This is a genomic window from Bradyrhizobium yuanmingense (assembly GCF_025200905.1).
Classification (GTDB): Bacteria; Pseudomonadota; Alphaproteobacteria; order Rhizobiales; family Xanthobacteraceae; genus Bradyrhizobium; species Bradyrhizobium yuanmingense.
Genome location: NZ_CP104173.1, coordinates 4,562,251 through 4,588,639, shown reverse-complemented (window position 1 = coordinate 4,588,639; position 26,389 = coordinate 4,562,251). Strand labels below are relative to the sequence as shown.

At 64.4% G+C, this 26,389-nt stretch carries 26 protein-coding genes; 10 read left to right on the top strand and 16 right to left on the bottom strand.

From position 1 onward, the window contains the following. Nucleotides 1-108 precede the first annotated feature (108 nt). Nucleotides 109-327 carry a DUF3126 family protein gene (locus N2605_RS21650; RefSeq protein WP_007602550.1) on the top strand — a complete coding sequence of 73 codons (219 nt, stop codon included), beginning with the start codon at nt 109-111 and terminating at the stop codon, nt 325-327. Nucleotides 328-641: 314 nt separating this feature from the next. Here the strand turns inward: N2605_RS21650 and N2605_RS21645 are convergent, their stop codons facing one another. Further along, on the bottom strand, nt 642-2,453 hold the full coding sequence (locus tag N2605_RS21645) for a caspase family protein (RefSeq protein WP_260342944.1): 1,812 nt from the start codon (nt 2,451-2,453) through the stop codon (nt 642-644). A gap of 266 nt (nt 2,454-2,719) precedes the next feature. Next, nucleotides 2,720-3,427 carry a hypothetical protein gene (locus tag N2605_RS21640; RefSeq protein ID WP_225147517.1) on the bottom strand — a complete coding sequence of 236 codons (708 nt, stop codon included), beginning with the start codon at nt 3,425-3,427 and terminating at the stop codon, nt 2,720-2,722. A 222-nt stretch (nt 3,428-3,649) separates the two neighbouring features. Between N2605_RS21640 and N2605_RS21635 the strand changes: the two genes are divergently transcribed. The 4 genes from N2605_RS21635 (at nt 3,650) to N2605_RS21620 (ending at nt 6,939) form a co-directional block, all read left to right on the top strand. Further along, nucleotides 3,650-3,979, top strand: coding sequence for a DUF6949 family protein (locus N2605_RS21635; RefSeq protein ID WP_036015295.1), 330 nt, complete (start codon nt 3,650-3,652; stop codon nt 3,977-3,979). Nucleotides 3,980-4,064: 85 nt separating this feature from the next. Further along, entirely contained in the window at nt 4,065-4,595 is a 531-nt protein-coding gene (locus N2605_RS21630; RefSeq protein WP_225124829.1) for a gamma carbonic anhydrase family protein, read from the top strand. Between the two features lie 133 nt (nt 4,596-4,728). Further along, nucleotides 4,729-6,423 carry a PAS-domain containing protein gene (locus tag N2605_RS21625; protein WP_260342941.1) on the top strand — a complete coding sequence of 565 codons (1,695 nt, stop codon included), beginning with the start codon at nt 4,729-4,731 and terminating at the stop codon, nt 6,421-6,423. Nucleotides 6,424-6,564: 141 nt separating this feature from the next. Further along, nucleotides 6,565-6,939, top strand: coding sequence for a hypothetical protein (locus tag N2605_RS21620; RefSeq protein WP_036044002.1), 375 nt, complete (start codon nt 6,565-6,567; stop codon nt 6,937-6,939). A 180-nt stretch (nt 6,940-7,119) separates the two neighbouring features. Here the strand turns inward: N2605_RS21620 and N2605_RS21615 are convergent, their stop codons facing one another. The 6 genes from N2605_RS21615 to N2605_RS21590 all read right to left on the bottom strand — a co-directional run bounded on the left by N2605_RS21615 (nt 7,120) and on the right by N2605_RS21590 (nt 12,704). Further along, nucleotides 7,120-7,611 carry a hypothetical protein gene (locus tag N2605_RS21615; protein WP_057029563.1) on the bottom strand — a complete coding sequence of 164 codons (492 nt, stop codon included), beginning with the start codon at nt 7,609-7,611 and terminating at the stop codon, nt 7,120-7,122. Nucleotides 7,612-7,791: 180 nt separating this feature from the next. Further along, on the bottom strand, nt 7,792-8,523 hold the full coding sequence (locus N2605_RS21610; protein ID WP_225114714.1) for an aspartate/glutamate racemase family protein: 732 nt from the start codon (nt 8,521-8,523) through the stop codon (nt 7,792-7,794). 21 nt (nt 8,524-8,544) lie between these two features. Further along, nucleotides 8,545-9,423 (bottom strand): ABC transporter permease, encoded by an 879-nt coding sequence (locus N2605_RS21605; RefSeq protein WP_025037151.1) that lies wholly within the window; start codon nt 9,421-9,423, stop codon nt 8,545-8,547. A 3-nt stretch (nt 9,424-9,426) separates the two neighbouring features. Then, nucleotides 9,427-10,380: an ABC transporter permease gene (locus tag N2605_RS21600; protein WP_036015279.1), complete on the bottom strand. Its 954-nt coding sequence runs from the start codon at nt 10,378-10,380 to the stop codon at nt 9,427-9,429. Between the two features lie 5 nt (nt 10,381-10,385). Then, complete coding sequence (locus N2605_RS21595; protein ID WP_036029687.1) at nt 10,386-11,675, bottom strand: ABC transporter substrate-binding protein; 1,290 nt, start codon at nt 11,673-11,675, stop codon at nt 10,386-10,388. 42 nt (nt 11,676-11,717) lie between these two features. Beyond that, nucleotides 11,718-12,704, bottom strand: a complete 987-nt coding sequence (locus tag N2605_RS21590; RefSeq protein WP_260342932.1) for an ABC transporter ATP-binding protein — start codon at nt 12,702-12,704, stop codon at nt 11,718-11,720. Nucleotides 12,705-12,962: 258 nt separating this feature from the next. Between N2605_RS21590 and N2605_RS21585 the strand changes: the two genes are divergently transcribed. Next, a complete protein-coding gene (locus tag N2605_RS21585) occupies nt 12,963-13,670 on the top strand; it encodes a GntR family transcriptional regulator (protein WP_260342930.1) in 708 nt (235 codons plus the stop codon). Between the two features lie 40 nt (nt 13,671-13,710). Here N2605_RS21585 and N2605_RS21580 read toward each other — a convergent pair whose 3' ends face one another. From N2605_RS21580 to N2605_RS21570, 3 genes are all read right to left on the bottom strand, one after another. Further along, nucleotides 13,711-14,688: a Bug family tripartite tricarboxylate transporter substrate binding protein gene (locus N2605_RS21580; RefSeq protein ID WP_260342928.1), complete on the bottom strand. Its 978-nt coding sequence runs from the start codon at nt 14,686-14,688 to the stop codon at nt 13,711-13,713. A gap of 104 nt (nt 14,689-14,792) precedes the next feature. Continuing rightward, nucleotides 14,793-15,608, bottom strand: a complete 816-nt coding sequence (locus N2605_RS21575) for a helix-turn-helix domain-containing protein (RefSeq protein ID WP_036015272.1) — start codon at nt 15,606-15,608, stop codon at nt 14,793-14,795. A gap of 104 nt (nt 15,609-15,712) precedes the next feature. After that, complete coding sequence (locus N2605_RS21570; protein ID WP_225130870.1) at nt 15,713-15,919, bottom strand: hypothetical protein; 207 nt, start codon at nt 15,917-15,919, stop codon at nt 15,713-15,715. Between the two features lie 147 nt (nt 15,920-16,066). Between N2605_RS21570 and N2605_RS21565 the strand changes: the two genes are divergently transcribed. Together N2605_RS21565 and N2605_RS21560 are read left to right on the top strand one after the other, a co-directional pair. Continuing rightward, nucleotides 16,067-17,614, top strand: a complete 1,548-nt coding sequence (locus N2605_RS21565) for an FAD-dependent oxidoreductase (RefSeq protein WP_260342925.1) — start codon at nt 16,067-16,069, stop codon at nt 17,612-17,614. A 177-nt stretch (nt 17,615-17,791) separates the two neighbouring features. Continuing rightward, nucleotides 17,792-19,552 (top strand): CYTH and CHAD domain-containing protein, encoded by a 1,761-nt coding sequence (locus N2605_RS21560; RefSeq protein ID WP_260342924.1) that lies wholly within the window; start codon nt 17,792-17,794, stop codon nt 19,550-19,552. Nucleotides 19,553-19,672: 120 nt separating this feature from the next. Here N2605_RS21560 and N2605_RS21555 read toward each other — a convergent pair whose 3' ends face one another. The 4 genes from N2605_RS21555 to N2605_RS21540 all read right to left on the bottom strand — a co-directional run bounded on the left by N2605_RS21555 (nt 19,673) and on the right by N2605_RS21540 (nt 23,818). Continuing rightward, nucleotides 19,673-20,296: a transglutaminase-like cysteine peptidase gene (locus tag N2605_RS21555; RefSeq protein WP_036015265.1), complete on the bottom strand. Its 624-nt coding sequence runs from the start codon at nt 20,294-20,296 to the stop codon at nt 19,673-19,675. A gap of 330 nt (nt 20,297-20,626) precedes the next feature. After that, entirely contained in the window at nt 20,627-21,238 is a 612-nt protein-coding gene (locus N2605_RS21550) for a PilZ domain-containing protein (protein ID WP_026312634.1), read from the bottom strand. A gap of 124 nt (nt 21,239-21,362) precedes the next feature. Beyond that, nucleotides 21,363-22,562 (bottom strand): MFS transporter, encoded by a 1,200-nt coding sequence (locus tag N2605_RS21545; RefSeq protein WP_225139824.1) that lies wholly within the window; start codon nt 22,560-22,562, stop codon nt 21,363-21,365. A gap of 359 nt (nt 22,563-22,921) precedes the next feature. Beyond that, nucleotides 22,922-23,818 carry an acyl-CoA desaturase gene (locus N2605_RS21540; RefSeq protein WP_260342921.1) on the bottom strand — a complete coding sequence of 299 codons (897 nt, stop codon included), beginning with the start codon at nt 23,816-23,818 and terminating at the stop codon, nt 22,922-22,924. Nucleotides 23,819-24,014: 196 nt separating this feature from the next. On the opposite strand from N2605_RS21540, the gene N2605_RS21535 reads away from it, so the two are divergent. Together N2605_RS21535 and N2605_RS21530 are read left to right on the top strand one after the other, a co-directional pair. Then, nucleotides 24,015-25,166 (top strand): zinc-binding dehydrogenase, encoded by a 1,152-nt coding sequence (locus tag N2605_RS21535; RefSeq protein ID WP_225139827.1) that lies wholly within the window; start codon nt 24,015-24,017, stop codon nt 25,164-25,166. A gap of 25 nt (nt 25,167-25,191) precedes the next feature. Then, a complete protein-coding gene (locus tag N2605_RS21530; RefSeq protein ID WP_225139828.1) occupies nt 25,192-25,614 on the top strand; it encodes a VOC family protein in 423 nt (140 codons plus the stop codon). 6 nt (nt 25,615-25,620) lie between these two features. On the opposite strand, the gene N2605_RS21525 is transcribed toward N2605_RS21530, so the two are convergent. Continuing rightward, nucleotides 25,621-26,361 carry a metallophosphoesterase family protein gene (locus tag N2605_RS21525; RefSeq protein WP_225139829.1) on the bottom strand — a complete coding sequence of 247 codons (741 nt, stop codon included), beginning with the start codon at nt 26,359-26,361 and terminating at the stop codon, nt 25,621-25,623. Between the last annotated feature and the right edge of the window lie 28 nt (nt 26,362-26,389).

Genomic DNA, 26,389 nt, shown 5'->3' with positions numbered 1-26,389 from the left:
GCCGGATTTTCCGGCCCTTTTCTTCGCTAAATTCTTTGACAATTCTTGCTGGCGGTTCGCCGCATCTCGTCCTAAAACCCGCCGACCATTTTCGATCGGAGACTTGCCGTGGACGTCAAAGAAGTCAGAAAGTTAGATGCGTATCTGAAGCGCGTATTCGGCAATCCCAAGATCCGCGTCGTGCCGCGGCCGAAGAAGGACGATTCCGCCGAGGTCTATATCGGCGAGGAATTCATCGGCGTGCTCTTCGTCGACGACGAGGACGACGATCGCTCGTTCCAATTCCAGATGGCGATCCTCGAGGACGACCTGGTCGATCAGGAGTAGTTGGTCGCGAGCGAAGCGGAGTCTTCGCTCGCGCGCGGCGTTCTCCGTGTCCCGGACGCACTGCAACGCTCCATAAGCGCGTTCACGCGCGTCTTCGACACGCTGTGGCGTTGCAGTGCAGAGCCGGGACCCAGATAGCCACGCAGCGCATCTCGGACATGGGCCCTGGCTCAGCAGCGCACCGTCGAAGAGACGCTGCGCTGCCTCCGGGGCACGCAGCGAAGATCGCGGTGCAATTTCTCCACGCCGTCATTGCGAGCCCAGCACAGCGGCGCCAGCATTGCTTGGGCAACACCCTGACGGCCTTTACGTGCTCAATTGCAGACCTCGACGTTGCTTGAATTCTTTTGTTCAAGCCGACAGCCGGGGCGAACAGGGCGGCAACCACCAATTCCCACGCCGCAAACTATCTGCCCACTCGTCTGAGGCTTCGCAGGCCTGGATTCAACTTGCTTCCGTTCGGCGTCTCGGTTCGTGGCATCCTCGCGGGTCGCGACCGGCTTCTTGTCCTGCACCTTCTCGCATTCATTGTCGTCGTTGACGCGATAGCCGGCGCGGCACGCGATCTTGACGCAGGTATCGCCGTCCGCCTTGAAGCCCCGATTGCACACCAGCGGGCAGACCCGGCCCGGCTTGGACTTGATCATGTCGAGCGCCTCGAAGCTCGCGAGCTTGGGGTCGAGCTTCGTTCCCGCATATTGGTTGAACAGCGTCAGTGAGCGCTGTGATGACGCATTCCAGTCGCCGTCGGCGGCGACGGCCAGACAACCGACGCGACGGAGCTCCGACTGAACCAGCTTGGCGGTTTCCAGCGGCGAGAGCGAGGGCGCCGATTGAGCAGGGGCCACGGCCGCGACCTTCTGCTCAGCGTCACGCTGAGCCTTCTCTTTGGCGGCTAGCTCAGCCGCTGCCTTTTCGCTGGCGATCTTTTCGGCCAGCGCCTTCTCGGCAGCCTGCTTGTCGGCCAGTGCCTTGGCAGCTGCTTCTGCATCTTTCCTGCGCTGCTCGGCGGCCGCCGCCTTGGCCTCTTCGATCCGTTTGGCCTTCTCCGCGGCGATCCGAGCATCTTCGGCAGCCTTGGCCGCTGCTGCGGCTTTCTCCTGCTCGGCCTTCTTGGCCCGTTCGGCGGCAAGCTTTGCCTTCTCCTCCTCGGCCGCCCGCGCCTTCTCGGCCGCTGCAGCGCGGGCGTCTTCGGCAGAAATCCGGTTGAGTTGAGCCTTGGCGAGATCGGTATAGAAGCCGCTGGGATAACGATTGAGGAATGCGGTCCAAACGTCGCGCGTGCCGAGCTGGAGCGCCAGTTCGTAGTCGCGCCGGATTTCGCTGTCCGGGTTCGCCTGCGGTCCGGTCGCGACCGGCTTGGCCGGAACTAGGGCCACGTCGTCGCCGCCGAGCGAGCCGTACACAAACGGCTCCTGCTTGTAGCCGGTATTCTTGAGCACGTCGTCGCGCACGAAGCCGAACGCCTTGCGCAGATCGAGCCCGGGCGTCGGCAGACGTTCGACGAGAGCCGCCGCGAACGGGCTGTTCTTGGAGTCGCCGTCGGACGCCGTCGAGCCCGCTTTCGCGGCGAACGCGATCATCGTATTCGGGCTGGTTGGCTCGACCTTTGCGAGGCCGCGGCCGATGGCACGCGAGGCGATGGTACGCTTCATCGTCTTGGCAAACGGGTTGTCGCGACATGCATCGAGGATGATCAGGCGCAGCTGCTTTGCAGGTTCGACCGCGAACAGCGCGCGGTCCAGCGCGATCGTTTCGTCCAGCACGTCGCTGTCGGTCTCCAGCGTCGCGTCTGTCGGGATCAGATAGTTGACGCCGTCCAGTTCAATGCCATGACCGGCGTAATAAACCACCGCGACCCCAGCATCCCGCGCCTTGCCGCCGAAGTCACGCAGCGCCCGGCGCATCTCCGAACCGTTGAGGTCGAGCTTGATGTCGACGGTATCGAACCCGGCCTTCCTGAACATGCCGCCGACCAGGGTGGCATCGTTCGCGGGGTTCGCCAGCCGCGCCACGTTCTTGTAGGCCGAGTTGCCCATCACCAGCGCGACGCGCTTCTCAGCCAGCGCCGGGCCCGCTCCCACGCAGATCGCAAACATCAACAAAACAAACAGCCGAAGCCGCATTCCAGCCCCCGAATGCAATAGCGTCAGATTATTCGCAGCATGGCCAATCGCAATCTATGCTCAGTGATATCAGTCACACATCCATGCGCCATCCGGGCAACCCCGTGCCACGCATCACGGCCATCATGCCCTGTTTTGGCCCGATGGGTCAATCGTTATTCGAAAAAAACGAAAAGACTCGATGCTGCCAACGCTTGGCTACTGTGCATGGGGTTGTTTTCGATTTTTTGGTTTGGAGGCTCCAGCCTACAGTAAGCCGACCGCCCTTAGCCACGCGGCCCGCGCAGCTGCGCGGTCAGCCTCTCCATCGCCTCCGCCACTTCGCGCCACTGCGACAGCCAGCTGCGTGGAAAGCGGAAGGTGAGGTCGGCGCCGCCGACGCGGCGCTCGGAGAGGCACATGCCGGGGGTGGCGGCATCGCGCGTGCAGCGCGCGGTGAGCGCGGGGCTCGCAGCCGAATAGAGGTCCTCGCTGCCGTAGGGCGTGTCGGTGCGGAACATGCGCATCGTCAGGCCGTCCGCTGGGCTTGCCGCGGCCGGGTCGAGATAGCGCGGATAGATCGTGGCCGTGCGCTGCTCGGGCGAGAGCGCATCGTGATGGGCGGCGATCGACAGGAAGATGCGGTCGATCGACTGCAGCGCCGCCTCCGCCGTGTCGGAGGTGACGTGCTTGGGCGCGCCGGGCGGCTCCAGCGAGGGATAGAGGAAGTCGAGATCGATGCGCTCCTGCGGCCCCGAGTGCCGCTGGATCTTCATCCGGATCGCGGTCACCGGCAGGTTGAACAACGTGCCGCCGACGCTCACCGGCAGCTTGTCCGGCGCGTTCGCGCCCCGGCTGCCCCAGGTCGGCCACAGCAGATAGGCGACGAGCGCGACAGCTGCGACCGCCGCCGCGCCGCCGAGCACGATCGGCACGACATGCGCCCGGGTGCGCGTGCGGGGGGACCTGAGGGGAGCTGCCGAGAACAATGCCATGAATTGTGCGAGGTCGACCGGAGGTCGGCCGATGGCCGACGAATCAGCGGCGAATATGCCATGCGACGGCGCTTTCGCGCAGCGTTCCCGGCCGCTTGGATCGGGACGGCCCCTGCATGGGACTGCCGGCCGCGTTAACCTTTCCTTAAGGATAATGTAGCGTTAACGGGCTCTGTTTGTCACAGGAAGGCACGCGCGTTGTGTAAGGGCGGAGCACTTCCGATGACACCTGAAGCTCTCAACACCTTCTTCTCGATCGGCATCGGTTTCGCGCTCGCGGGCGCGCTCGTGAACGGATACCAGGCGCTGGCGCAGCGGCCCGCCGGCTTCGGCCTGCTGCAGGACGGCGTGGCCCCGAAAACCTTCGCGGCAGTTCCCTTCCTGGTGTTCGCCGCGCCCTTCATCATCATGCGCAACACGCTGCGCGGCGTGCGGGTGGAAAGCCGCCGCATGGAATTCGTGATGATGGCGACCGTCATCGCTGCCTTTTGGAGCATGATGAGCGGCACCTTTTTCCTGATGACGCTGCGCGCCGCCGGCCTTCTGGTCTGATCCGAAGTGCCTCGAGCGCGGCCGGCCCTTTGCGTCGCGGCTGCCGTTTGGCTATGCCAATCGTCAACGCGACAGGAGACAGCCAATGGCCATCTACGAGCTCGACGGGCAGGCGCCCGACCTTCCCGCCGACGGCAATTATTTCATCGCCGAGACCGCGACCGTGATCGGCCGGGTGCGCTTGAAGCCGGGCGCGAGCGTCTGGTTCGGCGCGGTGCTGCGCGGCGACAATGAGTGGATCGAGGTCGGCGAGGGCGCCAATGTGCAGGACGGCTCGACCTGCCACACCGATCTCGGCTTTCCGCTTGTCATCAGCAGGAATTGCACGGTCGGCCACAACGTCATCCTGCACGGCTGCACCATCGAGGAGGGCGCGCTGATCGGCATGGGCTCGATCGTGATGAACGGGGCAAAGATCGGCCGCAACAGCATCGTCGGCGCGGGCTCCGTCATCACCGAGGGCAAGGAGTTCCCCGAGCGCTCGCTGATCATCGGCTCGCCGGCCCGCGTGATTCGCACGCTCGACGACGCCCAGGTGCAGAAGATGGGGAGCGCGGCCCGGTTCTACGTAGCCAACGGTCCGCGCTTCAAGCAGGGCCTGAAACGGATCGGCTGACCGGCCCGCCCGGCCGCGCTTCGCCTCAGCCGTGCCACGGCTCCATACCGTAAAAATACAGGTTGGCGCTTTAATCCTCTGCTAGCGCGATCACGCTTATCATCCAGCGTTTTCAACCAGGAGGAGCAGCGCCATGGGAGCTGCGGCGCTGGAATCCGGCTTCAGTGCCGGAACCAAATTCTTGAAGAAATTGGTCCGTTTCGTGCGCGGCGCCGACACGCTGACGGTCGCGGAGAAGGTCTACAGCATCGCCGCCTTTCTCGCGATCGTCACCACTTTCCTGCTGGTGATGTCGGTCCAGTCAGTGCGCCTGCAGACGACGTATCGCCACCTGCATGCCACCTCCGCCGACGCGGCGGTCGGCGTCGGGCGCATCAACGCCCTGATCTACGCCGTCGTGATGGAATCGCGCGGCATCTACATGTCCGCCGATCGTGCCGCGATGAAGCAGTTCGCGGACGGGCTGGTGCGGCGCAACCGCGAGCTCGCCGAGGCCGTGAAGAGCATGGAGCGCACGGTGGGCGACGACGACGCCGAGCTGTTCTCTTCCTTCCGCCAGCGCATCCAGCAATTCATCGACTTCCGCCAGGAGCTGGTGCGCCGCGGCGTCGGGATCAGCCCGGCCGCGGCCCGCGAGTGGGGCGACAACGACGCCAATCGCACCCTGCGCAGCAAGCTCAACAGCGATCTCGAAGCGCTCGAGCGCATCTACGAACAGCGCGCCCGCGAGGCGGACGAACTCGCCGACAGCCACCGCTACGCAGCCGCCTATCTGTTCGCGCTGGGGCTCGTGGCGCTGATGCTCGCGGCGTTGAACGTCGTCGTCATGCGGAACTCGGTGATCGGCGCGCTCGCCGATATCACGCAGGCGACCGACCGGATCGCGCAGGGCGACGTCAAGAGCGAGGTGCCGCATCTGCGCCGTCACGACGAGATCGGGCGCCTTGCGCGCGCGGTGCAGAATTTCCGTGACGCGGTGGCGCGCATCTTCGAGCTCGAGGAGCTCGAGCTCGGCACTGCGCAGGCGCGCGACGCGGCGATGACCGAGCGCGACAAGTTCAACGACAAGTACCAGGCCAAGAAGTGGCAGCTTTCGGCAGCGATCAACAACATGCCGCAGGGGCTGATCATGCTCGACGGCAAGGCCAATGTGGTCGCGATGAACGCCAATTACCGCAGGATCTACAATCTGCCTGAGACGATCCAGACCGGGTCGAGTCTCGAGGAGATCCTCCAGCACAGGGTCGAGAGCGGATTGTTCAGCGGCGACGTCACGAAATACGTCGCGGCGGTGCTCGACCGCATCGCCAAACGCCAGCCGACGTCGTACGAGATCGCGCTGAACGACGGCCGCATCATCAAGATCTACGAGCGCCCGATGGACGGCGGCGGCTGGGTGTCGGTGCAGGAGGACGTCACGGAACAGCGCCACCGCGAACGCATTCTCGAACGGATGGAGCGCTTTCTCGCCACTATCATCGAGAACGTGGCCGAGGGCATCATCGCCAAGGACGCGCGCAATCTGCGCTACGTCTTCGTCAACAAGGCCGCCGAGAAGATGATCGGCATGTCGCGCGGCGAGATCATCGGCAAGACGGCGCGGGAATTGTTCTCCGTGGAGGCTGCCGAATTGATCGAGCGGCGCGACCAGCAGTTGCTCGCACAGCGGCAGCAGCTCGAGCCGATCATCGATACCATCGACAATCCCGTCCGCGGGCGCCGCGTCATCTGCGCCCGCCGCATCCAGGTTGGGGGCGCCGGTGAGGAGTCCCACATGTTCGTAACCATGGTTGAGGATCGGACCGAACGGCCGGCAGCGGCGGCATAGCGGCCGGCGGCAGCTCGCATCTGCCGCGGGCTGCCGATGCTCGCGCGGAAGTGAGACAGTGTGGCTGTCACGAATGACCGACTGACGGTAGCTTGGTCCTGCTTTGAAGCGTGGAGCAACCTCCACGCGGAGGATCGAGTGATGTTACGCAGGATGATGATGACGGCGCTGGCCGTGGCGGCGGTCGGGCTGTCGGCGCCCCAAAAGGCCGAGGCGGGCGGCGGTTTCGGACGTGGTGGAGGTTTTCACGGCGGTGGTTTCCATGGTGGCGGCTTCCATGGCTGGGGGCACCGTCATTGGCATGGCGGCGGCTTCTGGCCAGGGGTCGGGATCGGGGTAGGTCTCGCCGGCGCCGGCTACTACGGCGGTTATTACGGCTACGGCTACCCCTATTACGGCGGCCCCACCTATTATGGCGTCGGCTACAACGACGGTTATGGCGGCTGCTACGTCGTGCGCAAGCGCGTCATGACCCCGTCGGGATGGCGCTACCGCCAAGTCGACGTCTGCGAGTGAGGCGAAATAGCTGTTAAAAAACAAGGTCGTTGACGCAGTATACCGTCAACGACCTTGCCAGCCCCGGATATTGAAATCGGCTCACGCCATCCGGTAACGGCGAGCATCGCGCGGAATCATACCGGCGAATGTGATCCAGTTCACAAGTGGCGAAAATAAAGTTCCCGCACCGTGCCCGGCTCAGCCGCCCGAGCGCTTGCGGGCGCTGGCGTGGACGCGCCGCGCTGGTTTCCTGCGGGTAACCGATGGAGTCTCGACCTCGGTCGCCCGTGCACTGGCAAAGGACTGCCGCAAGCCGTCGATGGATTCGTTCAAGGCCGTAACCTGCTCCGACAGGCGCTTGGTGTCGGCCTGTTGCGCCGCCAGCAGCCGCTTCATCGTCTGAAGCTGGTCCTGCACCACCTGGAGCTGGTCGATCGATTCCTGCTGGGTCGCCTCCAGCCCCTTGGTCTTCTCGACCAGCTGCTCGGAGGCCTGGGCGGTGCGGGCCTGAAGCTGCCGCGAGGCCACCACCCGGTCGCTCTCGGGGGCGGCACCGGTATAGGCCCGCCAGATTGCGATCGACGTCACGCCCGCGATCAGCAGCAGGAGGGCTGCAGCAGTCAGCGCGATCGGCTGGGCGCCAAGGCGAAGGAGGGTGTTGGACGGCCTGTCCTGGGCGAGATCGATCATCGCTGACAAAACCCAAATTGAAACTTGGTGAGTGGCGAAGACCGGCAACCCAGAGGGGTCACCGGGGCGTCCCGAAAGCCTTACGTTTCGGCAAGGAATGGGACCAAAAAGAGGCTGAGCGGCAAAAAACCAGTGATCAGCGGCTCTTGCAGCCCGGGAGCGCCGCGCAGCGGGCAGGGATCAAGGCTGAAATTGCGAGAACGGCCCGGAATAGCTCTTTGCGCGCGGTGCCGCATAGGGCCCGAGCCGGGAGGTCTTCAGTCCAAGTCGCACCAGTGATTCCGCCAGCGTCACCGCGGCCGCGACGCCGTCGATCACGGGCAGGCCGTGCGCGGCGGCGAGCTCGCCTGCGAGATCGGCCATGCCGGCGCAGCCGAGCACGATCGCTTCTGCCCGGTCGTCACGGACGGCGGCGGTGATCTCCGCTGAGATCTTGCCGAGCGCATCAATGTTGCGCTCTTCCAGCGCCAGCACCGGGACCTCGGCGGCACGGACGCGGGCGCAGCGTTCGGCCAGGCCGTACTTCCGCAGATTGTGCTCGAGCGGCACGATGGAGACGCCGAGCGTGGTCACCACGGCAAAGCGCGCCGCGATCAGGCTCGCGAGGTGGAAGCCGGCCTCGCCGATGCCGATCACCGGCGCCTTGGCGGCGGCACGCGCGGCATCCAGGCCGGTGTCGTCGAAGCAGGCGATGATGTGTGCGTCCGCGCCGTCGCGATCGGCCTCGCGGATGCAGCCGAGCATGCCGGGCACCGCGAAAGCTTCGTCGTAAAACCCCTCGATCGAGACCGGGCCCATCGCCGGCTGACGCGCATCGATCACGGTGCCCGCGAGGGCAACGCTGCGCGCGGCAGCGGCGATCTTCGCCGTCATCGACGCGGTTGTGTTGGGATTGACGACGTGAAGCCGCATCAGAACAGACGAGTCCTTATCTCACACGAGTCCCTTGCCGGCGTCCGAGCCCTTGGCCGCCTGCCGCTTGTTGAGCACGTGAATGGTGCCGAGCGCAAGCGTGATGACCGTGAACGAGACCGCCGAGATCACGGTGCCGAGCGCGTAGATGTCGGGGTTGGTCACGGTGGTGGTGAGGCCTTGAAGATCCAGCGGCAACGTGTTCACGGCGCCGATCGCCTGGCTGGAGCGTGCGAGCTCGTCCCAGGACAGCGTGAAGCCGAACAGGCCGATGCCGATCACCGAGGGCAGGATGATCGGCAGCACGACATGACGAAAGGTCTGCCACGGTGTCGCGCCGAGATCGCGCGCGGCCTCTTCCAGCCGCGGATCGAAGCGGTTGAAGATCGCGAACATGATGAGCAGCCCGAACGGCAGCGTCCAGGTCAGGTGCGCGCCGAGCCCGGACGTCAGCAGGCCCATCGAGGTCTCGAAATTCTCGTTCCAATGCGCCTTGATCAGGTCGTCGATGATGCGGAACTCGAGCGAGATGCCGAGCGAGGTGATGATCGAGGGCACGATGAGGCTGGCGATCGCCGAGTAGAACAGGATGCTCTGCGCCTTGAACTTGCGCCGGAACGCCATGCCGGCGGCGACCGACAGCACGACGGTGACGATCATCACGACGATGCCGAGCAGCAGCGAGCGGCGGAAGGCGGCACCGAGATCGACGATGCCGGTGCCCTGGAACAATTTTGCGATCCAGAAGGTCGATACGCCGTTCATAGGGAAGGTGAGGCCGCCCTGCGGCCCCTGGAACGACAGCACGTAGATCGCGATCATCGGCCCATAGAGAAACAGCACATAGGCCGCGAAGAAGATCGCGAGCACGTAGAACGAGCGCGGGCGTCCTTCCTTCATGCTCTAGAGCTCCTTCTTGATGTCTACGATGCGCGACATCATGGTGATGATCAGGAAGGTGATTGCGAGGAGGATCACGGCATTGGCCGCGGCGGCGGGGAATTGCAGCGCGTTGACCCGCGTCTCGATGATCTTGCCGGCGGCGGCGATCTGCTGGCCGCCCATCACGCCGATGGTGATGAAGTCGCCCATCACGATGGTGATGACGAAGATCGAGCCGATCACGATGCCAGGCTTGGCCAGCGGAATGATGACGTTGACGAGGGTCTGGAAACCGCTGGCGCCGGCATCATAGGCGGCCTCGATCAGCGACTTGTCGATGCGCACCATCGAGTTGAAGATCGGCACCACCATGAAGAAGGTGAAGAGGTGCACCAGTGCCAGCACCACGGAGAATTCGGAGAACAGCAGCCATTCCACGGGATGGTTTATCAGGCCCGTCTTCATCAGGCCGGTGTTCACGAGGCCGTTGCGGCCGAGCAGCGGGATCCAGGCGATCATGCGGATCACGTTGGAGGTCCAGAACGGGATCGTGCAGAGCAGCGACAAGCCCATCTGCCAGGTCTTGGACTTGACGTGGAAGGCGAGGAAGTAGGCGACCCAGAAGCCGACGAAGAGGGTGATGGCCCAGACCAGGAAGCAGAGCTTCAGCGTCTTCAGATAGGTCTTGGCGATGGTGCAGAGCTCAGGGAGCTGCGCGATGCAGCCTTCGAACGTGTCGGTGTAGCCGCGGCCGGAGAAAGCCGGCAGCAGCTGGTATTCGTTGTAGTCCCAGAACGAGACGATGACGACGAAGACGAGCGGAATGAGGAAGAACGCGAGAAACACCAGCATCATCGGCCCGGCCTGGAGCCAGGAGATGAAGGACGGCGACAGGCGCGTCGGCTTTGCGGCGCGCGCTGTGCCCGACCCCGGGATCAAGCCCGGGGCTGCCTGTTGCAGGACCTCTTCCGACATGTCCGTTACGCCGCGATGAACTCGTTCCACTTGCGGACCATGTAGTCGTTCTCGTCCATCACGGCGTTCCAGCACGCGACCCCGCCCATGCGATCCTCGTAGGAGCCGCCGTCACGCACCGCGCCGGCCTTTTCAAGCAGCGAGCCGTCGGGCGCCTTGATGTCCTTCTCGGCCGGCTTGCCTTCCATCCAGTAGGCCCATTCGTAGGGCTCCATGTGGGCCTTCGCGGTAGAGAGCACGGCGGAGTAATAGCCCTGGCGGTTGAGATAGGCGCCGGCAAAGCCCGACAGGAACCAGTTCACGAATTCATAGGCCCATTCGAGCTTGGCACCCGAGACGCCCTTCGACACGCAGAAGCCGGAAGCCCAGGACCGGTAGCCTTCCTTCAGCGGCTGGAAGGTGCAGGGGATGCCCATCGAGCGCACCTTGGTGACCGCCGGTGACCACATCGACTGAATCACGGTCTCGCCCGAGGCCATCAGGTTGACGCTCTCGTTGAAGTCCTTCCAGAAGGCGCGGAACTGGCCGGCCTTCTTGGCCTCGGTCATCACCTTCATGGTGAGATCGATCTCTTCCTTGGTCATGTTGCCCTTGTCGGCATATTTGTACTTGCCGGAGGCTTCCACGACCATGGCGGCATCCATGATGCCGATCGAGGGGATGTTGAGGATTGAAGCCTTGCCCTTGAATTCGGGGTTGAGCAGCTCGGCCCAGGTGGTGATCGGACGCTTGATCAGGTCGGGGCGGATGCCGAGCGTGTCGGCGTTGTAGACGGTCGGGATCAGCGTGACGAATTCGGTCGCCGACGTCGCGAACTTCTTGGAGTCCTTGCCTTCGAGATAGAGCACCTTCCAGGGCGCGGTGCCCTGGCCGCCGATCTTCTTGCCGCCGGGCGTCTCGCCCTTGGTGAAGACGGGCGTGATGTTGCCGAACTCCTTGATCTTCTTGGCGTCGAGCGCAAGGATGTTGCCCGACGGCACCAGCTTCTTCAGCGAGAAATATTCGGTATCAAGCACGTCGAAGGAATTCGGCTGGGTCATCACGCGCTTGGTGACGTCGTCCGTGGTTGCGGTGATGTATTCGATCTTGATACCAGTGTCCTTCAGGCATTGCTTGGCGATGTCGTCGCCCTCGTTCACGGCCGTGCCGAGATAGCGCAGCACCTTCGCATCGGCCGACTTCACGTAAGGAAAGCCGGTGATCGCGCCGGAGCCGGCGGCGAGGCCGGCGAGACCCGCGGTGCCCTTCAATAGCGTGCGGCGGCTGACGCCGGTCTTCCTGGTCGTCTCGGTCATTTCGCTCACTCCTCTGTGTTGCGCATTCCGTGGTGAAGGGTGCTATTGCAGGCGTTGCGCCTTGGCGGGATCCCAGGTCGCCAGCACGCGATCGCCCGGGCGGAACGGATGCACGTCGAAGGTGGCCTCGGGAACGTGGGAGAACAGGGCGGTGCCGTCGTCGAGCGTGAGCGAGACGGCGATGTAGGAGCCCTGGTACTCGGTCTGGGTCAGCAGCGCCGGCGCGCCGAAGGCGCCGTCGACGAACGGCACGATGCCGAGCTGATCGGCGCGAACGGCGATGAGATTCCCGGCGTCGCTGAGCACGTTGTGTCCGCCGATGAATCGGGCCACGAATTCGGTGCGGGGACGATGGAAGATGTCGCGCGCCGTGCCCTGCTGCTCGATCCTGCCGTGGTTCATCACCACGATGTGGTCGGCGAGGGCCATCGCCTCTTCCTGGCCGTGGGTAACCTGGATGAAGCTGATGCCGAGCTCGCGCTGCAGCCGCTTCAGCTCGCCGCGCATCTTGACGCGCAGGAACGGATCGAGCGCCGAGAGCGGCTCGTCGAGCAGGAGGATCTGCGGCTCGGTGATCAGCGCGCGCGCGAGCGCGACGCGCTGCTGCTGGCCGCCGGAGAGTTGCGCCGGAAGACGGCCTGCATATTGGCTCATCGCGACCAGCTCGAGCAATTCGCCGGCGCGCTTGTGCCGCGTCGGCTTGTCGATGCCGCGCATCTTCAGGGCGAAGGCGACGTTGTCGAGCACGGAGAGGTGCGGAAACAGAGCGTAGGACTGGAACATCATCGCGGTGCCGCGCTTGGCGGGCTCGAGGTCGGTGACGTTCTGCGCGCCGAGGATGATGTCGCCTTCGCTAACCGCCTCGTGACCTGCGATCATGCGCAGCGTCGAGGTCTTGCCGCAGCCGGAGGGGCCGAGCAGGCAGCAATAGGTGCCGGCCGGGATCTTCAGGTTGACGTTGTCAACGGCCAGCGTGGCGTCGTAGCGCTTGGTGACGGCGACCAGTTCGAGAGCGGCGGGAATGGCCATGGCGTGTCCGAGGAGGGGCGTTGCGTCCCGCCTCTCTCCGCAAGGTCCGTGCCAACAGCCCGCGACGATGCGAATTTCAAAAACTGTGCAGCGGAGTCAGATCGTTAGATCGATTCCGTCCCAATTTGTCGGGCCGTCACCCGTGCAGCCAGCTGCACACAAAACGGGCGAAGATTGTATAAAGTTTCGCCTGTGATTGGATACAGCTCGTCGACTAACATTGCAGGCCGAACGTTCGTCGATCGAGCCCTCACAATCATGGCCGCCAAGACCCGCCAGAAATCCGATGCGCCAGACGCGAGCGATCGCGTCAGCCGTATCCGGGAGGGTGTGACCGCCGCGATCCTCGAGCATCGCCTGCTGCCGGGCACCAAGCTCGGGGAGGACGAGATCGGCGACATCTACGGCGCGAGCCGGACGCTGGTGCGCTCAGCGCTGCAGCAGCTTGCGCATGAGGGCATCGTCAACATCGAGAAGAATCGCGGCGCTTTCGTTGCGCGCCCGACGCCGGCTGATGCCCGTGAGGTGTTCGAGGCGCGGCGCCTGATCGAGCCCAGCATCGTGGACCGCGCCATTGACGCGATCTCGCCGGCCTGGCTTGATCGCCTGCAGCACCATCTCACAGAAGAACGCGAGGCCGAGTTGCGCGGCGATGCCCGCGCCTCGGTGCGGCTCTCCGGCGAGTTTCATCGTCTCGTCGCCGAGATGAGCGGCCACAGCATCTATCTCGGCTTCCTGAAGGAGCTGATCGCGCGCTCCTCGCTCATCATCCTGCTCTACCGCCGTCACGACACGCCCGCGTGCGGCACCGATCATCACGCCGAGATCGTCGCCGCGATCCGCAAGCGCGACAAGGCGCGCGCGAGCGCCTTGATGCTGTCGCACCTGAACGAGATCGAGGCGGAGCTGTTCCTGAAGGATCCCGCCGCCGACGAACTGCGGCTGGCGGACGTGCTGGGGGCGTGAGAAGGGCGTCGCCAGCGCACGGGATCGGCGGGTCCGGACGCTATTGTGGCTCCAATCCGAGATTCTTGATCGATTCCAGCCAGACCGGCCCTTCTTTTTCGTAGAGGGCGACCGAGGATGCGCGGTCCATTGCCGGCGCATCGACCCCGAAGGCCTCCAGCAGCTTCTGGACACGCTCGGTCTTGCCGCCTTCGACCATCAGCTTGGCGAGCAGCTCGATCCGGTCGGTCGGCGTCGCAGCGGGCGCCACCAGGGTCGTGAAGCTGGTCAGCTGGAAGACCTTGCCGGTGACCCCCTGCTCGGTGAACGTCTTGGTGTCCGGCAGCTTCTTCATGCGAACCAGTGACGGAACAGCGATCGCGCGGCCGACGCCGGTATCAAGGACCGGAAGCGCGGCTTGGTAGCTGCCGGTCGCGGCCTGGATGACGCCGGCCGCCAAGTCCTGCCACATCGGCGCTTCGCCGCGGTAATGCACGATGGGGATGTCGAGGCCGTATTGGCGATTGAGCTCGGCGATCGCGATGTGCGCGAACGAACCGATCCCATACGAGCCGGCCGTGACCTTGTTGCGGCGCGCATAGGCGACGAAATCTTCGATGGACTTTGCACCGGTGGCGGAATGGACGACCAGCGGCAGATGACCCGATGGCGTCATCGCGACGATCGTGAAATCCTTGTCCGGATCGTAGGCGAGCGACTTCAGCAGCAGCCGGTTTCCGAGCAGCGTGGACGAGATCGTGTACATCAGCGTATGGCCGTCCGCCGGCGAATCCTTGACCGATTGGGCTGCCAGCGCGCCGCTCGCTCCCGTCTTGTTTTCGACGACGACCGGCTGTCCGAGCTTCTGAGAGATGTAATCGCCATAGGCGCGGGCGAACGCATCGGTGATGCCGCCGGCGGGCGTCGACACGACGATCTTGATTGCTTTGGTCGGCCAGGCTTCGGCCGCAGCCCCATCAGCCGTGGCCAGCACCAGGCCTGCAATCGCAGCGCCCAGCATTGCGACGAATGTCCTCACTTGCCCCTCCCGTTTTGTTGCGTCTTTGGGCGCCCTTTGGCCGCCGGGCAGAGATGTCACACGAGCAGAGCCAAATAGAAACAACATTTCATTGTGTGAAATGGCTAGCTCTTGGCGGCCGCGGACGGGCCGGCCGCAGCAAGCCTGGCGCTGAGCGTCTCGGCCAGTGCGGAGGCGACTTTCTTCATCTGAGGCACGAAGCGCCTGAGACCTTCCTCGGTGCTGACGGCCTCGCGCAGCATCATCACGTTCATGCTTGCGAACAGGCGGTTCGGAACAGCGACGGGAACGCCGATCGCCCAGACGGCGCCGCCGAAGATGCGGCGGCTGTAGCTCTCGTCCATCACTGCGAATCCGGCTTTCCGGATCGCGCGCAGCACCTTGGTGAGTTTGGCGGGATTGCGGGCGAGGTCGTTCCAGGGCTCCGGGCTGAGGGCAAGGCGCGCCGCGATGCGCTCCTGCTCGGCCGGTTCGCAAAACGCCAAATAGGCGCGCCCCATCGAGGTGCCCAGCACGGGAAAGCGAAAACCCGGCGGACGGTAGAAGAGCAGCGAACCGCCGATCCGGGTCGTATGTGCGATCACCATGGATTCCTCGTCGAGCACGGCCACGTCCGAGGGCCACTGAATCTGTTGGCGAAACTTGTTGAGCATCGGTTCGGCGATACCGCCGATCCAATTGGGTTCGTCGTAGCCGGCGCTGAGCAGGAGCGCCCGTCCGGTCGGGGCATAGCTGGGCGGCTCGGCGCGCCGCACCACATATCCTTCATGCTCCAGCGTTTCGAGCATGCGGACGATTGTTGCCTTGTTGAGGCCCGTCGCCTTATGCAGCGAGCCTACAGTCGATTGCCGTTCCTGGTTGATGACGCGCAGGACCTCGAGGCCTCTCGACAACGCGATAACGGGACGGAACGAGGGCATGGCAGCTCTTTGTGAGGACCGTTCCGCTAGTCAATGATGTAATCGCCGGATCAGTCAACAGGCCCGACTCCCGGCCGGGAATTGGACGGTGCCGCATCGGCTCCTCAGCGACCGAGTTCGCTTTCGGCGGCAAGCTGCCCCTCTGCCGTGATCTCGTATTCGCCGTCGTGCTTGGTCATCCATCCTGACCTGACCATCTCTCGTGCAAGCTGTATCGAGCAGATCGGATGATTGCCGCCCGGGTGATACAGCCTGTCGTTGCGGACGAGCAGGTGCCCGTACAATCGCGCCTGGCGCAGCGCCCTGCGCATCCCCGGTGATGGACTTTTCATGCCGGTTCAAGCGCGAGCACGATGAAGGTTCCTAATGAATGCGGCCATCTCATCGGCGTTTCGTTCGATAGCGCACATAGGAACCGTCATTCTGCTGCATCGTTTGTTCTTCCGAGGAGTAGCGCCATGAATGTACGGGATGAGCACACGTGGTCCCTCTGGATGGACGTATCTGTCGCCGAAGCTCCGGTGCTGTCGAGTACGGTCGGCGTGGACGTTGCCGTGGTCGGCTCCGGAATAGCCGGGCTTTCGGTCGCATATGAACTTGCTTGCCATGGACGTTCGGTCGCAGTGATCGATCGCGGCCGCATCGGCAGCGGGATGACGGCGCGCACCACGGCGCATCTGGCGACCGCGCTTGATGATGGTTATGATGCGTTTGTGCGAGTCCGCGGCCCTGACTGTGCGCGGCGTTACTATCAGAGCGTCGCTGCCGCGATCGATCGCGTCGAGGCCATCCAAGGCGCCGAGCACATCGATTGCGGTTTTAAGCGCGTCGATGGCTATTGGGTACTGGCATCCGGAACGTCCGCATCCGAGCTGGATAGTGAATTGGACTGCTGTCGCAAGCTGCAGATTCCTGTCGAAAATTGCATTAATCCGACACCATTCCATGACAGGGGTCAGACGCGTTCGCTGCGCTTTCCGCGCCAGGCGCGCCTGCATCCGACTAAATATCTCGCCGGTCTGGCGAGCGCACTGCAGCGCCGGGGCGCCCAGCTCTATGCTGACACCTGCGTCGAGAGCATCCAGCAACGCCAGGGTAGCATGGTCGTCACCACCGCCTCAGGCTACGAGGTTCACGCCGCCGACGTGGTGGTTGCGACCAACTCGCCCGTCAATGTTCAGGTGGCGATCCACACCAAGCAGGCGCCTTACCGCACATATGCGCTCGCCGCGAAGATTGCCGCGGGCGCCATGGAGGATGCGCTCTATTGGGATACGCTCGATCCTTATCATTATGTCCGCCTCCAACCGTTGTCAGCCGACGAGGACATCGTGATCATCGGCGGCGAAGATCACAAGTCGGGTGAGGCGAATGATGGCGCACAGCGCCTTGACGCGCTTGAGCGCTGGGCGCGCGAGCGATTGCCGGATTTGCGCGAGGTCACCCATCGGTGGTCGGGTCAGGTGCTGGAGCCGGTCGATTTCGCCGGCTTCATCGGCCGCAGCCCCGGCGAGGAGCATGTATTCGTTGTCAGCGGCGACTCCGGGCAGGGGATCACCAACGGGCTCGTGGCCGGCATGCTGATCGCGGATCTCATCACCAGCGGCGCAAGTGCCTGGGAGGACGTCTACGCTCCGTCGCGGAAGATTCAAAGGAACATCGGCGAGTTCATCAGCGAGAACATCACCCCTATCAAGAATTTCGCGGAGTATCTCACCGCAAGTGAAATCGCGAGCGCTGAACAACTGCGGCCCGGCGAGGGGCGCCTCTTCCGAAGCGGTCTGAAGAAGATCGCGGCGTGCCGGGACCGAAGCGGACATTTGCATTTGCATTCGGCGAGCTGCACCCATTTGGGCTGCGTCGTGCACTGGAACTCACTCGAACAGTGCTGGGACTGCCCATGTCACGGATCGCAGTTTGCACCCGATGGCACCGCGCTCAACGGCCCGGCGGTTTCCCCGCTCGGCGAGGCTGAAAAGCCGGCCAATCTTGAAGCGGCAGAATGAGCGGCATCTCTCGGCGTGTCGTGGTCAGGCTTTAAGGGGGCTTGGGCCGGCTGCTGCAGCTTTTACCTGGCGAGCTACATGTGAATCATGATGCGCGCCGATCTGATGTGACTATTCCTCGCAGGCTGTACAGGCTATATCCCTGTCGCCTGTCATTGAACTGTCATGTTACCGCAAATGCTAAAGTCAGATGCTGCGCCGGCTCGCAAGACTCCGGGCGCGCCGGAAGCCAATCCTTCTGTTGGGAACACCAAGAGAACGCAGCTCCTCACTGGCTTGCCGGGGCAACGCGAGGACGTCAGCGTGGAACCCGCGACGGTCGAGGAGCGCACTGCCATTGAGCAGACGCCATCGCAGGACGTGACGCCCGCGCCGAGCCCAACCCAGCCCGCATCTCCCGTTGGCGAAATCGAGCTCAAGCTGCTCGTCGGTGCCGATCGCATGGCGCATTTCGGCGCAGCGCCCGTGATCGCGGCGAACGCACGCAACAAGGGCACGCGCAAACGTCTCAAGTCCGTCTACTACGACACGCCCGAGCGGGCGCTTCGTCGTGCCGGCCTGAGCTTGCGCGTCCGCCAGAGCGGCACGCGTTTCGTGCAGACCGTGAAGACCGAGGTTGCGGACGATCCGTTGCGTCGCGGCGAATGGGAAGCAAGCGTGCCTTCGCTTGCGCCCGATCTCGCTTTGGCGATGCCGTTCATTCCGGAGAAGCTTCGCGAGCGACTCAAAGCGCAGCCGCTCGAAGCGGTGTTCACGGCCGATGTGCATCGTCACACGCGCATCATCGACCTGCCATCCGGCACGGTCGAGGTCGCCTGCGACCAGGGCGAGCTGACGGCCGGCGACCGGTCGGTTCCTGTCAGCGAAATCGAGCTGGAGCTGAAGAGCGGCAGCGCGAGCGCGATCTACGAGATCGCTCTGCGCGTTGCGGAGCACGGAACGGTGAAGCCGTCCATCCGCAGCAAGTCTGCGCGCGGCTTCGACCTTGCCGCGGACCTGCCGCCGTCGGCACGCCGGCCGCGCAAGCTTCGCCTCGATCCCTCCGTGACGCTCGACGAAGCCTTCGCGACCATCCTGCGCACCTGCTTCCTTCACCTGCTGCAATCGCTGCCGGCGGCCGAGGACGGCCGCAATCCGGAAGGCGTGCATCAGCTGCGCGTCTCGCTGCGCCGGCTGCGATCCGCGCTCGACCTGATGCGTTCGGTCGGCGCGCTCAGCAATCTCGAGGCGCTGCGTTCGGAGGCCAAATGGCTGGCGCAAGGCCTGTCCGCCGCGCGCGACTGGGACGTGTTCCAGCTCGACACCTTGCCGGCGATCGCAAGAGCCTGTCCTTCGGTCGCGGGCTTCGATGCGCTTGGGCGGGCCGCGGCTCAGCGTCAGGCGGAAGCCTATCGCAGCGCCCGCCACGCGCTCGATGATCGCCGCTGCGCGCTCTTCCTGATCGGCCTCGGCGGCTGGATCGAGGCGCGCGGCTGGCGCAACGGCGTCGCGCCCGAGGATCTCGGCCGGCTCGCCGAGCCCGCCGTCAATTTCGCGCAGCGCGTCCTGTCGGAACAGCACGCGAAGGTGCTCAAGCGCGGCCGCCGCTTCAAGTCGCTGACGGTCGACGAGCTGCACCGCGTGCGGCTCGCCACCAAGCGGCTGCGCTATCTCAGCGAGTTCCTGCTGCCGCTGTACGAGGATCGCAAGTCCGCACGAAAATTCGCACGCCGGCTCGCCGGCTTGCAGGAGGAGCTCGGCGTCTTCAATGACATGGCGGTGACGGCCTCGTTGCTCGATGGGCTCGGCGCTGACGATCGCGACAGCGCCATTGCGGCGGCCGCGATCGCCGGCTGGCAGGCGCGGGCATCGATCGGCATGCAGCAGGGCTTGCAGGATAGCTGGCGGGATTTTGCCGCCGCACGCGTACCCTGGTCGCGCCAAGGCCAGCAGAGCTGATCGCGCTTTCCCAAAAAGTTGCGGCCAGCCATTGGGGGATGGCTGGCCGCGCGCGAACCGGTCTGGGACGGGGAGGGGTGGGGATGTGACCGGGTCGCGTAACCTGTTGTCTCGTTCCTACTAATCTTTCGCGCTGGCGGTGGAGACCGCCGGCTTGGTATCGCCCAGCGAGACCCAGACGTTGGGATCGCTCTGCGACTGGCGCTTGACGAAGCGGTAGCCGGTCTCCGTCCAGGCGAGGACGTTCTCGTTCTGATTGTCGAGAATGAACTCGCCCTTGTCGGTCTTCACCGTCAGCACCGCGTGGCCTTCGCCCTTTTTGTCGCGCACCACGGTGATGAGCAGGGCCTGGCGCGGCCAGCCGGCATCCATCAGCATCTTGCGCTTCAACAGCACGTAGTCTTCACAGTCGCCGTAACCGTCTGACGGCAGCGACCACTTCTCGATCACGCCCCAGTGCTCCTGGTCGGTCAGAGGCTTGACGGTCTCGTTGACCCAGCGATTGACCTTGACGAGGTCGCGCCATGCGGCCTGCGACATCACGATGTCGCGCGGCTGCAGCGGTGCGCCCTGGCACTGGGCAGTATTGTCCGCGCAGAACTCGACCCAGCCGATCGGCGCACGCGTGGTGTCGCCGAGGCTCGCGTAGAGCAGACGGCCTTCGCCGGCCTGCGCTGCCGCGCTGATCCCGAAGAGCATGGCGGCCAGCGCCAGTCCCTTCCCCCGTCCCCTGAAGTCAAACATTGCGGCCCCCGTTTCTTGTTGGGACCACATTTCGCACGGAGCTTTTGAGTTGCCGCTAAGTCGACCAAGTCAAGTCGAGACGAATGCAAGTAAAAGGCGCGGCGAATTCGATCTATACTTGAATAGAATTCGCGTAAAATTGGATATGACTGCAATTGATTCAAATTTTATCTATTAACGCGGAAACGCTGGGAGGAGCGTTGTTTGCGCTCATCTGCGGCCCCTCCGTTAACCGCTGGCCATTCACCGCGGGACATGAAAAAGGCGGCGTCCGCATCGCGGAAGCCGCCTTCGAGCCTGGAAATATGGAGGTTTTCGCGTCCTTGCGCTTTACCGCGCGGTAACGCTCTCTTCGAGTGTCTCCGCCGGCTGCTCGTGCATGAACTCCAGCGCGAAGCCGTCCTCGAGGTTTCGGACCACGCGGCCCTGGACCCGGCCGAGCAGAACCGTCGATTTTAGCGGTGGCCGGTTCTCGGCAGCGATCGCCGCGCCCGACAGCGAGAGGTCGATGATGCGACAGGTCATCTTGGTGCCGTCCTCGAGCGTCAGCACCGCGATCGGGTTGCGCGGCACGATACGGTCGTGGCGGCGGTCCTCCGGCAGATTGAGGATGTCGCGGTTGGCGAGCCAGGTCAGCTGCGCGGCGAGCTTGTCGCGCTTGCGCGGCGTCGCACCGATGGTCATGGCGAAGCCGTTGTCGATGATCCGGGTGATCTTGCCCTCGACGCGGCCGATATGGTCAAGATAGGCGACCACGCGGTCGCCGACATTGCCGATGCCGGGGGCGAGCAAAGCGAGGCCGCCCGGCGACATGTTGATCACCTGGCAGGGGAATTCCCGGCGGTCCGGCAGCATGTAGCGGCCGAGCAGGTGCACCTTCACCCGCTGGAAGCGCCTGCGCTCCTCGGCGGCCGGAAGAAATTTTTTGTTCGCCAACGCCATTTCCAACACCCGACCCCCCGCCCGGGCGGAGTCCTTGCGACCCTAAGGTGCACAGGGTTAATGCCGCGTTAGGATCGGGCGCGCTGGACACGGACAGACACGATGCGCTCGAAAAGCCACACCTTCAGGCGGGGCTCGGCTTCCTCGCGGCGCGCCCATAAAGCAGGCACAGCAGCGCCAGCAGCACGGCGGCTGACAATCCAAGCGACCAGTGAATGCCGATCGCCGCGCCTGCTACTCCGACCGTGATGCCGCTGAAGGCCCGCATGCCGAGGCCGGCCATGTTGTAGAGGCCGACGACGCGGCCGCGGATGTCGTGCGGCGCGTTCAGCTGCACCAGCGCCTGCGCCATGGTGTTGAACGAGAGCTCGAAGAAGCCCGCGAAGAACAATAGCGCGATCGCGACCGGATAGACCGGCACCAGCGCGAAGCCGAGCAGCGCCACGCTCCACAGCATTGCCAGCGTGATCGCGGTGCGCGGGGTGCCCTTCAGCCGTCCCCAGGATTCCAGCGCGATGCCGGCCAGCACTGCGCCGGCCGCGTCCGCGGCGAGCAGCACGCTGTAGGAGACGCCGGGATCGCCATGGCCGAGATCGCCGGCATAGCCCGGCATCTGGGCGTGATAGGCGTTGCCGATCATGAAGGAGGTGAGGCCGGCGAGCCACGTCATCGCCGACAACACGGGCTGGGTGCCGATCGCGCGGATGGTGAGCACGATGTCGGCAAGGCCGCGCACGGCAAAACGCCTTGCCGCCACGCTCTTATCCCTGATCGGGGCCCAGAACAGCCACAGCAGCATCGGCAGATAGAACAGCGTGTTGAAGATGATGCCGTGCGAGGGACCGAGCGTCAGCATGATGAGCCCGCCCACCGCAGGTCCGACCAGGATGCCGAGATAGCGCGCCATCGCGTTCAGCCGCACCGCGCTCGGCAGGTCGGCCGGGCCGACCAGGTCGTAGAGCAAGAGCTGGTTCGGCGTCTGCCAGAGCACGCCGGCGCAGCCATGGATCACCAGAAGCAGCATCGCGTGCCACATCTGGATCGTATCGGTCAGGAAGAAGAAGCCCCAACCGGCGGAGGCGACGATGAACAGCAGCATGCCGCACTGGATGATGCGGCGCGGATCGAACCGGTCGGCGAGGCCGCCGACCGCGACGGAGAACAGCAGGAACGGCAGCCAGTGCGACAGCACGGCAAACCCGCCCAGCGTCGGCGAATGGAATTTCTGGAACACCACCCAATAGCTGATCACATGCTCGATGTTGTCCGCCATCATCGCCAGCACGTAAGAGGCGAACTGGAGACGGTAGGGCACGGACCTCATCGCCGCGAACGATCCGGACGCGGCCACGGGATTTTGGGGAAGGGGATTCACGGGATGACCTGAGGTGAGACTCGTGGCGAGTTACACGCTCGCCGGCCGGCGCTCAAGACAATTGGGCGTGCTGGAACAGCAGCCATGCACTCTTGCCACGAGGCTCCGTGATCTCAGGTGCAAGCCTTGCGAGCTCCGGCCCGCTCTCGTCGAGCCGGAGCAGCGACGCAATCCAGACTGCCCTGTTGAGGGATTCTGGATTGCTTCGTCGCAAGAGCTCCTCGCAATGACGGCGCCTGTAGTGCATCGACGTCACCATCGCGATCATCATGCAGCATCGGGGACCCCATCGTCCCGTTTCGCCTCGGTCAATCGCCGCAAGCCGGGCCGCTCCGGTAGTTGTGCGGCGTCCTGACATTCCAGACCAACCCGATCGCTTCGAGTGATCGGATCAGCCACCAGCCGGGATCGACCTGTCCCGGCAAAAGTCCGAGCTTCGCCGAGCCCGGATAGGCGTGATGGTTGTTGTGCCAGTTCTCGCCCATGCTGATCAGCGCGGCGAGGCGGACATTGTAGCCTTGGGCCGCGACGCCATCGACGCTCCAGATCTGATCGCCGCTTGTGTGGGAGAAGTGGCCGACCAGCCAGTGGCCGGTGACGCAGACGCTGACGCGCACGCAAATGCCCCAGACCAGCCAGTCCAGCCCGCCGATTGCAAAGAAGAGGAGGGCCCAGGGCAATTGCTGCAACATCCATGTGCGTTCGATGAAGGCATAGAACCGGTCACTGGCAAGCGGCGGCTCGAGCCGGAATCTTGGCGGATGGCGCAGCACCAGCCGGCAATGCAATTGCCACCAGGCATCGCGCCAGAAGCCGGCGCCGTGGCGGGAATATTCATGGCACGCGGGCTGGCGCTGCGCCCAGTCGCGGAAATCGTGCAGGCGGATCATGCCGAACGGCCCGGCCATGCCGACGAGCGTGCCGAGATAGACGAAGAGATGTTCCAGCCAGAGTGGGCAGTCGTAGCTCGCATGGATCAGCTTGCGGTGCATGCCGACGGAGTGCCCTGCGCAGAGCGTGACGGCGCTCGCTGCGAGGAAGAGTGCGAATGCCGACCAGGAGAAGCAGAGCGGCGCGAGCGCGATGGCGGCCGTCGTCATGCCCGCGAGCCACAGCGACTTCTGCGGCGCCCATTGCACATATCCGTCTACCGGATCGGTGTCAGAGGCGACAAAAATTCGTTCCGAACCCGGTCGCAAATCCATCTGATGATCCCGGCTGACCGCGGCGCGAGGAGCCGCGCAGGTCCGAAGCAGGCATCGCTCCGGCACACGCAGCCTGCTCACACAACTGCGGCGTGTCAACGCGCCGCGTTGGTATTTCCAATGTCGCAGGGCTGTCATAGGTTGATCGCAGGCCCGCACGATCAAAACACAACAAGCGGGCAGCGAGGAAACAGCCATGCAACAAATCCGCGTCTGCACCCACGCAGGTCCCGGCTCGGAGCCCGTGATCCGCACCGTGCCGTGGCCGAAGGTCGGCCGCAAGGCTGCGCTGATCAAGGTCGGCGCCTGCGGGGTTTGCGGCACCGATCTCCATATCCTCAAGGGGCACTGGCCGAAGCCGCTGCCCTGGCCGTTCACGCTGGGACACGAGCTCGGCGGCGTCATCGTCGAATGCGGCGACGAGTTCACCGAAGATTTCATGAGCAAGCCGCTCAAAGTTGGATCGAAAGTGATGATCCCGCCCTTGATGCCGTGCGGCCGCTGCTACTATTGCATCCACTATCCGCAAACCGCGAACAAATGCCTGACGCCGGTCTATTACGGCCGCTATCTCGGCTTCGACAAGGCGCCGCATTTGTGGGGCGGCTGGGCCGAATATGTCTATGTCGATCTCGACATGCTGCCGGGCACCAAGATCTACAAGCTGCCGGACGACATGTCGTTGCGCCTGGGTGCGCTGTCGGAGCCGCTGACCTCCTGCATTCGGGCCTTCAATCGTGCGACCCGCGCCGGCGGATTCAGTTGGGGCGACACCGTGGTGATCCAGGGCTCCGGCCCGATCGGCATTCTGGCGGTCGCGGCCGCCAGGGAGATGGGGGCGGGGCGCATCATCTGCGTCGGCGCGCCGGAGGAGCCGCGGCTCAAGCTGGCGCGTGAGTTCGGCGCCGAGACGACCGTGAACATCGAGGAGCTGAAATCACCGCAGGATCGCATTGCGCGCGTCCGCGAGATCGTCGGCGGCTTCGGCGCCGATCTCGTGATGGACTGCTCGGGTCATCCAACCGCCGGCCCCGAGGGCATCGAGATGCTGCGCGACGGCGGCACCTATGTCGAGATGGGCCAGTTCACCGACGCCGGCTCGATCGACACCTCCTGGCACCGCATCTGCACCAAGGACCTCAACGTGCTGGGATCCTGGGGCTTCACCGGCAATGACCTCCCGCTCGGCGTCGACATGCTCTACCGCACCCGTGACAAATACCCGTGGCTGAAAATGCAGACGATCTACCCGTTCACGGAAGCGGGCGTCGCGCAGGCCGTGCAGGACGCAATGGCGATGAAGACGGTGAAGTCGACGATCGTGCCGTGGCCGGAGCTGGTGGAGTAAGAACGTAGCCGAGATGAGCGACCAAATGAAAAACGAAGAGACGGCCGACCCAAACCGGAGCTCCCCCTTCAACGCCATCCGCGCGATCGACTACACCGTCATCTTCGTGCGCGACCTGACAGCGATGCGGCGCTTCTACGAGGACGTCCTCGCCTTTCCACTCTCGCGCGAGCTGTCGCCGAATTGGATCGAGTACGGCCTCGGCAGCAACACGTTGGTGCTGGCAAGGCCGAGCCGCACCGCCAGCGATGCACCGACGCCAGCGGGCAGCGCCTCGCTGCAGCTGGCCTTCAAGGTCTCTGCTGCAGAGGTCGACGCGTGCGCCGATGAACTCGTGCGGCAAGGCGTGGCGCTGCTGTCACCGCCGACCAACCAGCCCTTCGGCCATCGCACGCTGTTCTTCCGCGATCCCGACGGGAATCTGCTGGAGGTGTACGCCGAGATCTGAGAAATTCTATTTGACGTATCCCGACAACATGGCGTGCGCCCAGTCCGGACGGTTGTTGGCGAGCGCGCGCGCCGAGGCGGCCTCCCAGTCGTATTCGAGGGCCAGCAGCTCGACCTGCCAGCCCCTTTTGCCCTTGGTGAGGATCGCGTAGCGGGCGTGAGGCGAGCGGTGTTCCAGTTTCGCGGCAAAGGGAATGTCAGCGAAAACAGGGCATCCGACGCTGCCGGGATTGAGGACCAGACATTCGCGCGGCCCGTGAACGACGGCCGGGCGGTGGCTATGGCCACACAGCACCACGCGCGCCGCCGGCTCGCTCGCAAGGCGTGCTTCCAGCACGTCGCGGCGTGCCGGCACGAAGCGGCCGTCGTCGAGTGCGTCCTCCAGCAGGCACGCCGTATCGCTCTCGGGCGTGCCATGGCAGGCCAGGATGCCGTCGTCCAGTCGCAGCTGGGAGGGCAGGTTGTGAAGTGCACGACGCTGCTCTGCAGTCAGTGCGTTTCGCGCAAACAGACCTGCCGGCGAGAGCTTGTCGTCCGGAAACTCCTCGATCCAGCGATCATGATTTCCGCGCACGGTCGGCAACGACAGCGATTGGAGGAATTCGAACGTTTCCCTCGGCCACAACGGGCTGGTGACGCAGTCGCCGAGGTTGACTATCCGATCGACGCCCCGCGTCTTGATATCCGCCAGCACCGCCTCCAGCGCGGCGAGATTGCCGTGGATGTCGGAAATGACCGCCAATCGCATCTTTATTCCCCATATCGCCAGACGTGAG

What these genes read in the sequence shown, in the direction of transcription:
- N2605_RS21645 (WP_260342944.1), bottom strand. Translation starts at nt 2,453, where the DNA reads ATGCGGCTTCGGCTGTTTGTTTTGTTGATGTTTGCGATCTGCGTGGGA.
- N2605_RS21640 (WP_225147517.1), bottom strand. Translation starts at nt 3,427, where the DNA reads ATGGCATTGTTCTCGGCAGCTCCCCTCAGGTCCCCCCGCACGCGCACC.
- N2605_RS21635 (WP_036015295.1), top strand. Translation starts at nt 3,650, where the DNA reads ATGACACCTGAAGCTCTCAACACCTTCTTCTCGATCGGCATCGGTTTC.
- N2605_RS21630 (WP_225124829.1), top strand. Translation starts at nt 4,065, where the DNA reads ATGGCCATCTACGAGCTCGACGGGCAGGCGCCCGACCTTCCCGCCGAC.
- N2605_RS21625 (WP_260342941.1), top strand. Translation starts at nt 4,729, where the DNA reads ATGGGAGCTGCGGCGCTGGAATCCGGCTTCAGTGCCGGAACCAAATTC.
- N2605_RS21620 (WP_036044002.1), top strand. Translation starts at nt 6,565, where the DNA reads ATGTTACGCAGGATGATGATGACGGCGCTGGCCGTGGCGGCGGTCGGG.
- N2605_RS21615 (WP_057029563.1), bottom strand. Translation starts at nt 7,611, where the DNA reads ATGATCGATCTCGCCCAGGACAGGCCGTCCAACACCCTCCTTCGCCTT.
- N2605_RS21610 (WP_225114714.1), bottom strand. Translation starts at nt 8,523, where the DNA reads ATGCGGCTTCACGTCGTCAATCCCAACACAACCGCGTCGATGACGGCG.
- N2605_RS21605 (WP_025037151.1), bottom strand. Translation starts at nt 9,423, where the DNA reads ATGAAGGAAGGACGCCCGCGCTCGTTCTACGTGCTCGCGATCTTCTTC.
- N2605_RS21600 (WP_036015279.1), bottom strand. Translation starts at nt 10,380, where the DNA reads ATGTCGGAAGAGGTCCTGCAACAGGCAGCCCCGGGCTTGATCCCGGGG.
- N2605_RS21595 (WP_036029687.1), bottom strand. Translation starts at nt 11,675, where the DNA reads ATGACCGAGACGACCAGGAAGACCGGCGTCAGCCGCCGCACGCTATTG.
- N2605_RS21590 (WP_260342932.1), bottom strand. Translation starts at nt 12,704, where the DNA reads ATGGCCATTCCCGCCGCTCTCGAACTGGTCGCCGTCACCAAGCGCTAC.
- N2605_RS21585 (WP_260342930.1), top strand. Translation starts at nt 12,963, where the DNA reads ATGGCCGCCAAGACCCGCCAGAAATCCGATGCGCCAGACGCGAGCGAT.
- N2605_RS21575 (WP_036015272.1), bottom strand. Translation starts at nt 15,608, where the DNA reads ATGCCCTCGTTCCGTCCCGTTATCGCGTTGTCGAGAGGCCTCGAGGTC.
- N2605_RS21570 (WP_225130870.1), bottom strand. Translation starts at nt 15,919, where the DNA reads ATGCGCAGGGCGCTGCGCCAGGCGCGATTGTACGGGCACCTGCTCGTC.
- N2605_RS21565 (WP_260342925.1), top strand. Translation starts at nt 16,067, where the DNA reads ATGAATGTACGGGATGAGCACACGTGGTCCCTCTGGATGGACGTATCT.
- N2605_RS21560 (WP_260342924.1), top strand. Translation starts at nt 17,792, where the DNA reads ATGCTAAAGTCAGATGCTGCGCCGGCTCGCAAGACTCCGGGCGCGCCG.
- N2605_RS21555 (WP_036015265.1), bottom strand. Translation starts at nt 20,296, where the DNA reads ATGTTTGACTTCAGGGGACGGGGGAAGGGACTGGCGCTGGCCGCCATG.
- N2605_RS21550 (WP_026312634.1), bottom strand. Translation starts at nt 21,238, where the DNA reads ATGGCGTTGGCGAACAAAAAATTTCTTCCGGCCGCCGAGGAGCGCAGG.
- N2605_RS21545 (WP_225139824.1), bottom strand. Translation starts at nt 22,562, where the DNA reads ATGAGGTCCGTGCCCTACCGTCTCCAGTTCGCCTCTTACGTGCTGGCG.
- N2605_RS21540 (WP_260342921.1), bottom strand. Translation starts at nt 23,818, where the DNA reads ATGGATTTGCGACCGGGTTCGGAACGAATTTTTGTCGCCTCTGACACC.
- N2605_RS21535 (WP_225139827.1), top strand. Translation starts at nt 24,015, where the DNA reads ATGCAACAAATCCGCGTCTGCACCCACGCAGGTCCCGGCTCGGAGCCC.
- N2605_RS21530 (WP_225139828.1), top strand. Translation starts at nt 25,192, where the DNA reads ATGAAAAACGAAGAGACGGCCGACCCAAACCGGAGCTCCCCCTTCAAC.
- N2605_RS21525 (WP_225139829.1), bottom strand. Translation starts at nt 26,361, where the DNA reads ATGCGATTGGCGGTCATTTCCGACATCCACGGCAATCTCGCCGCGCTG.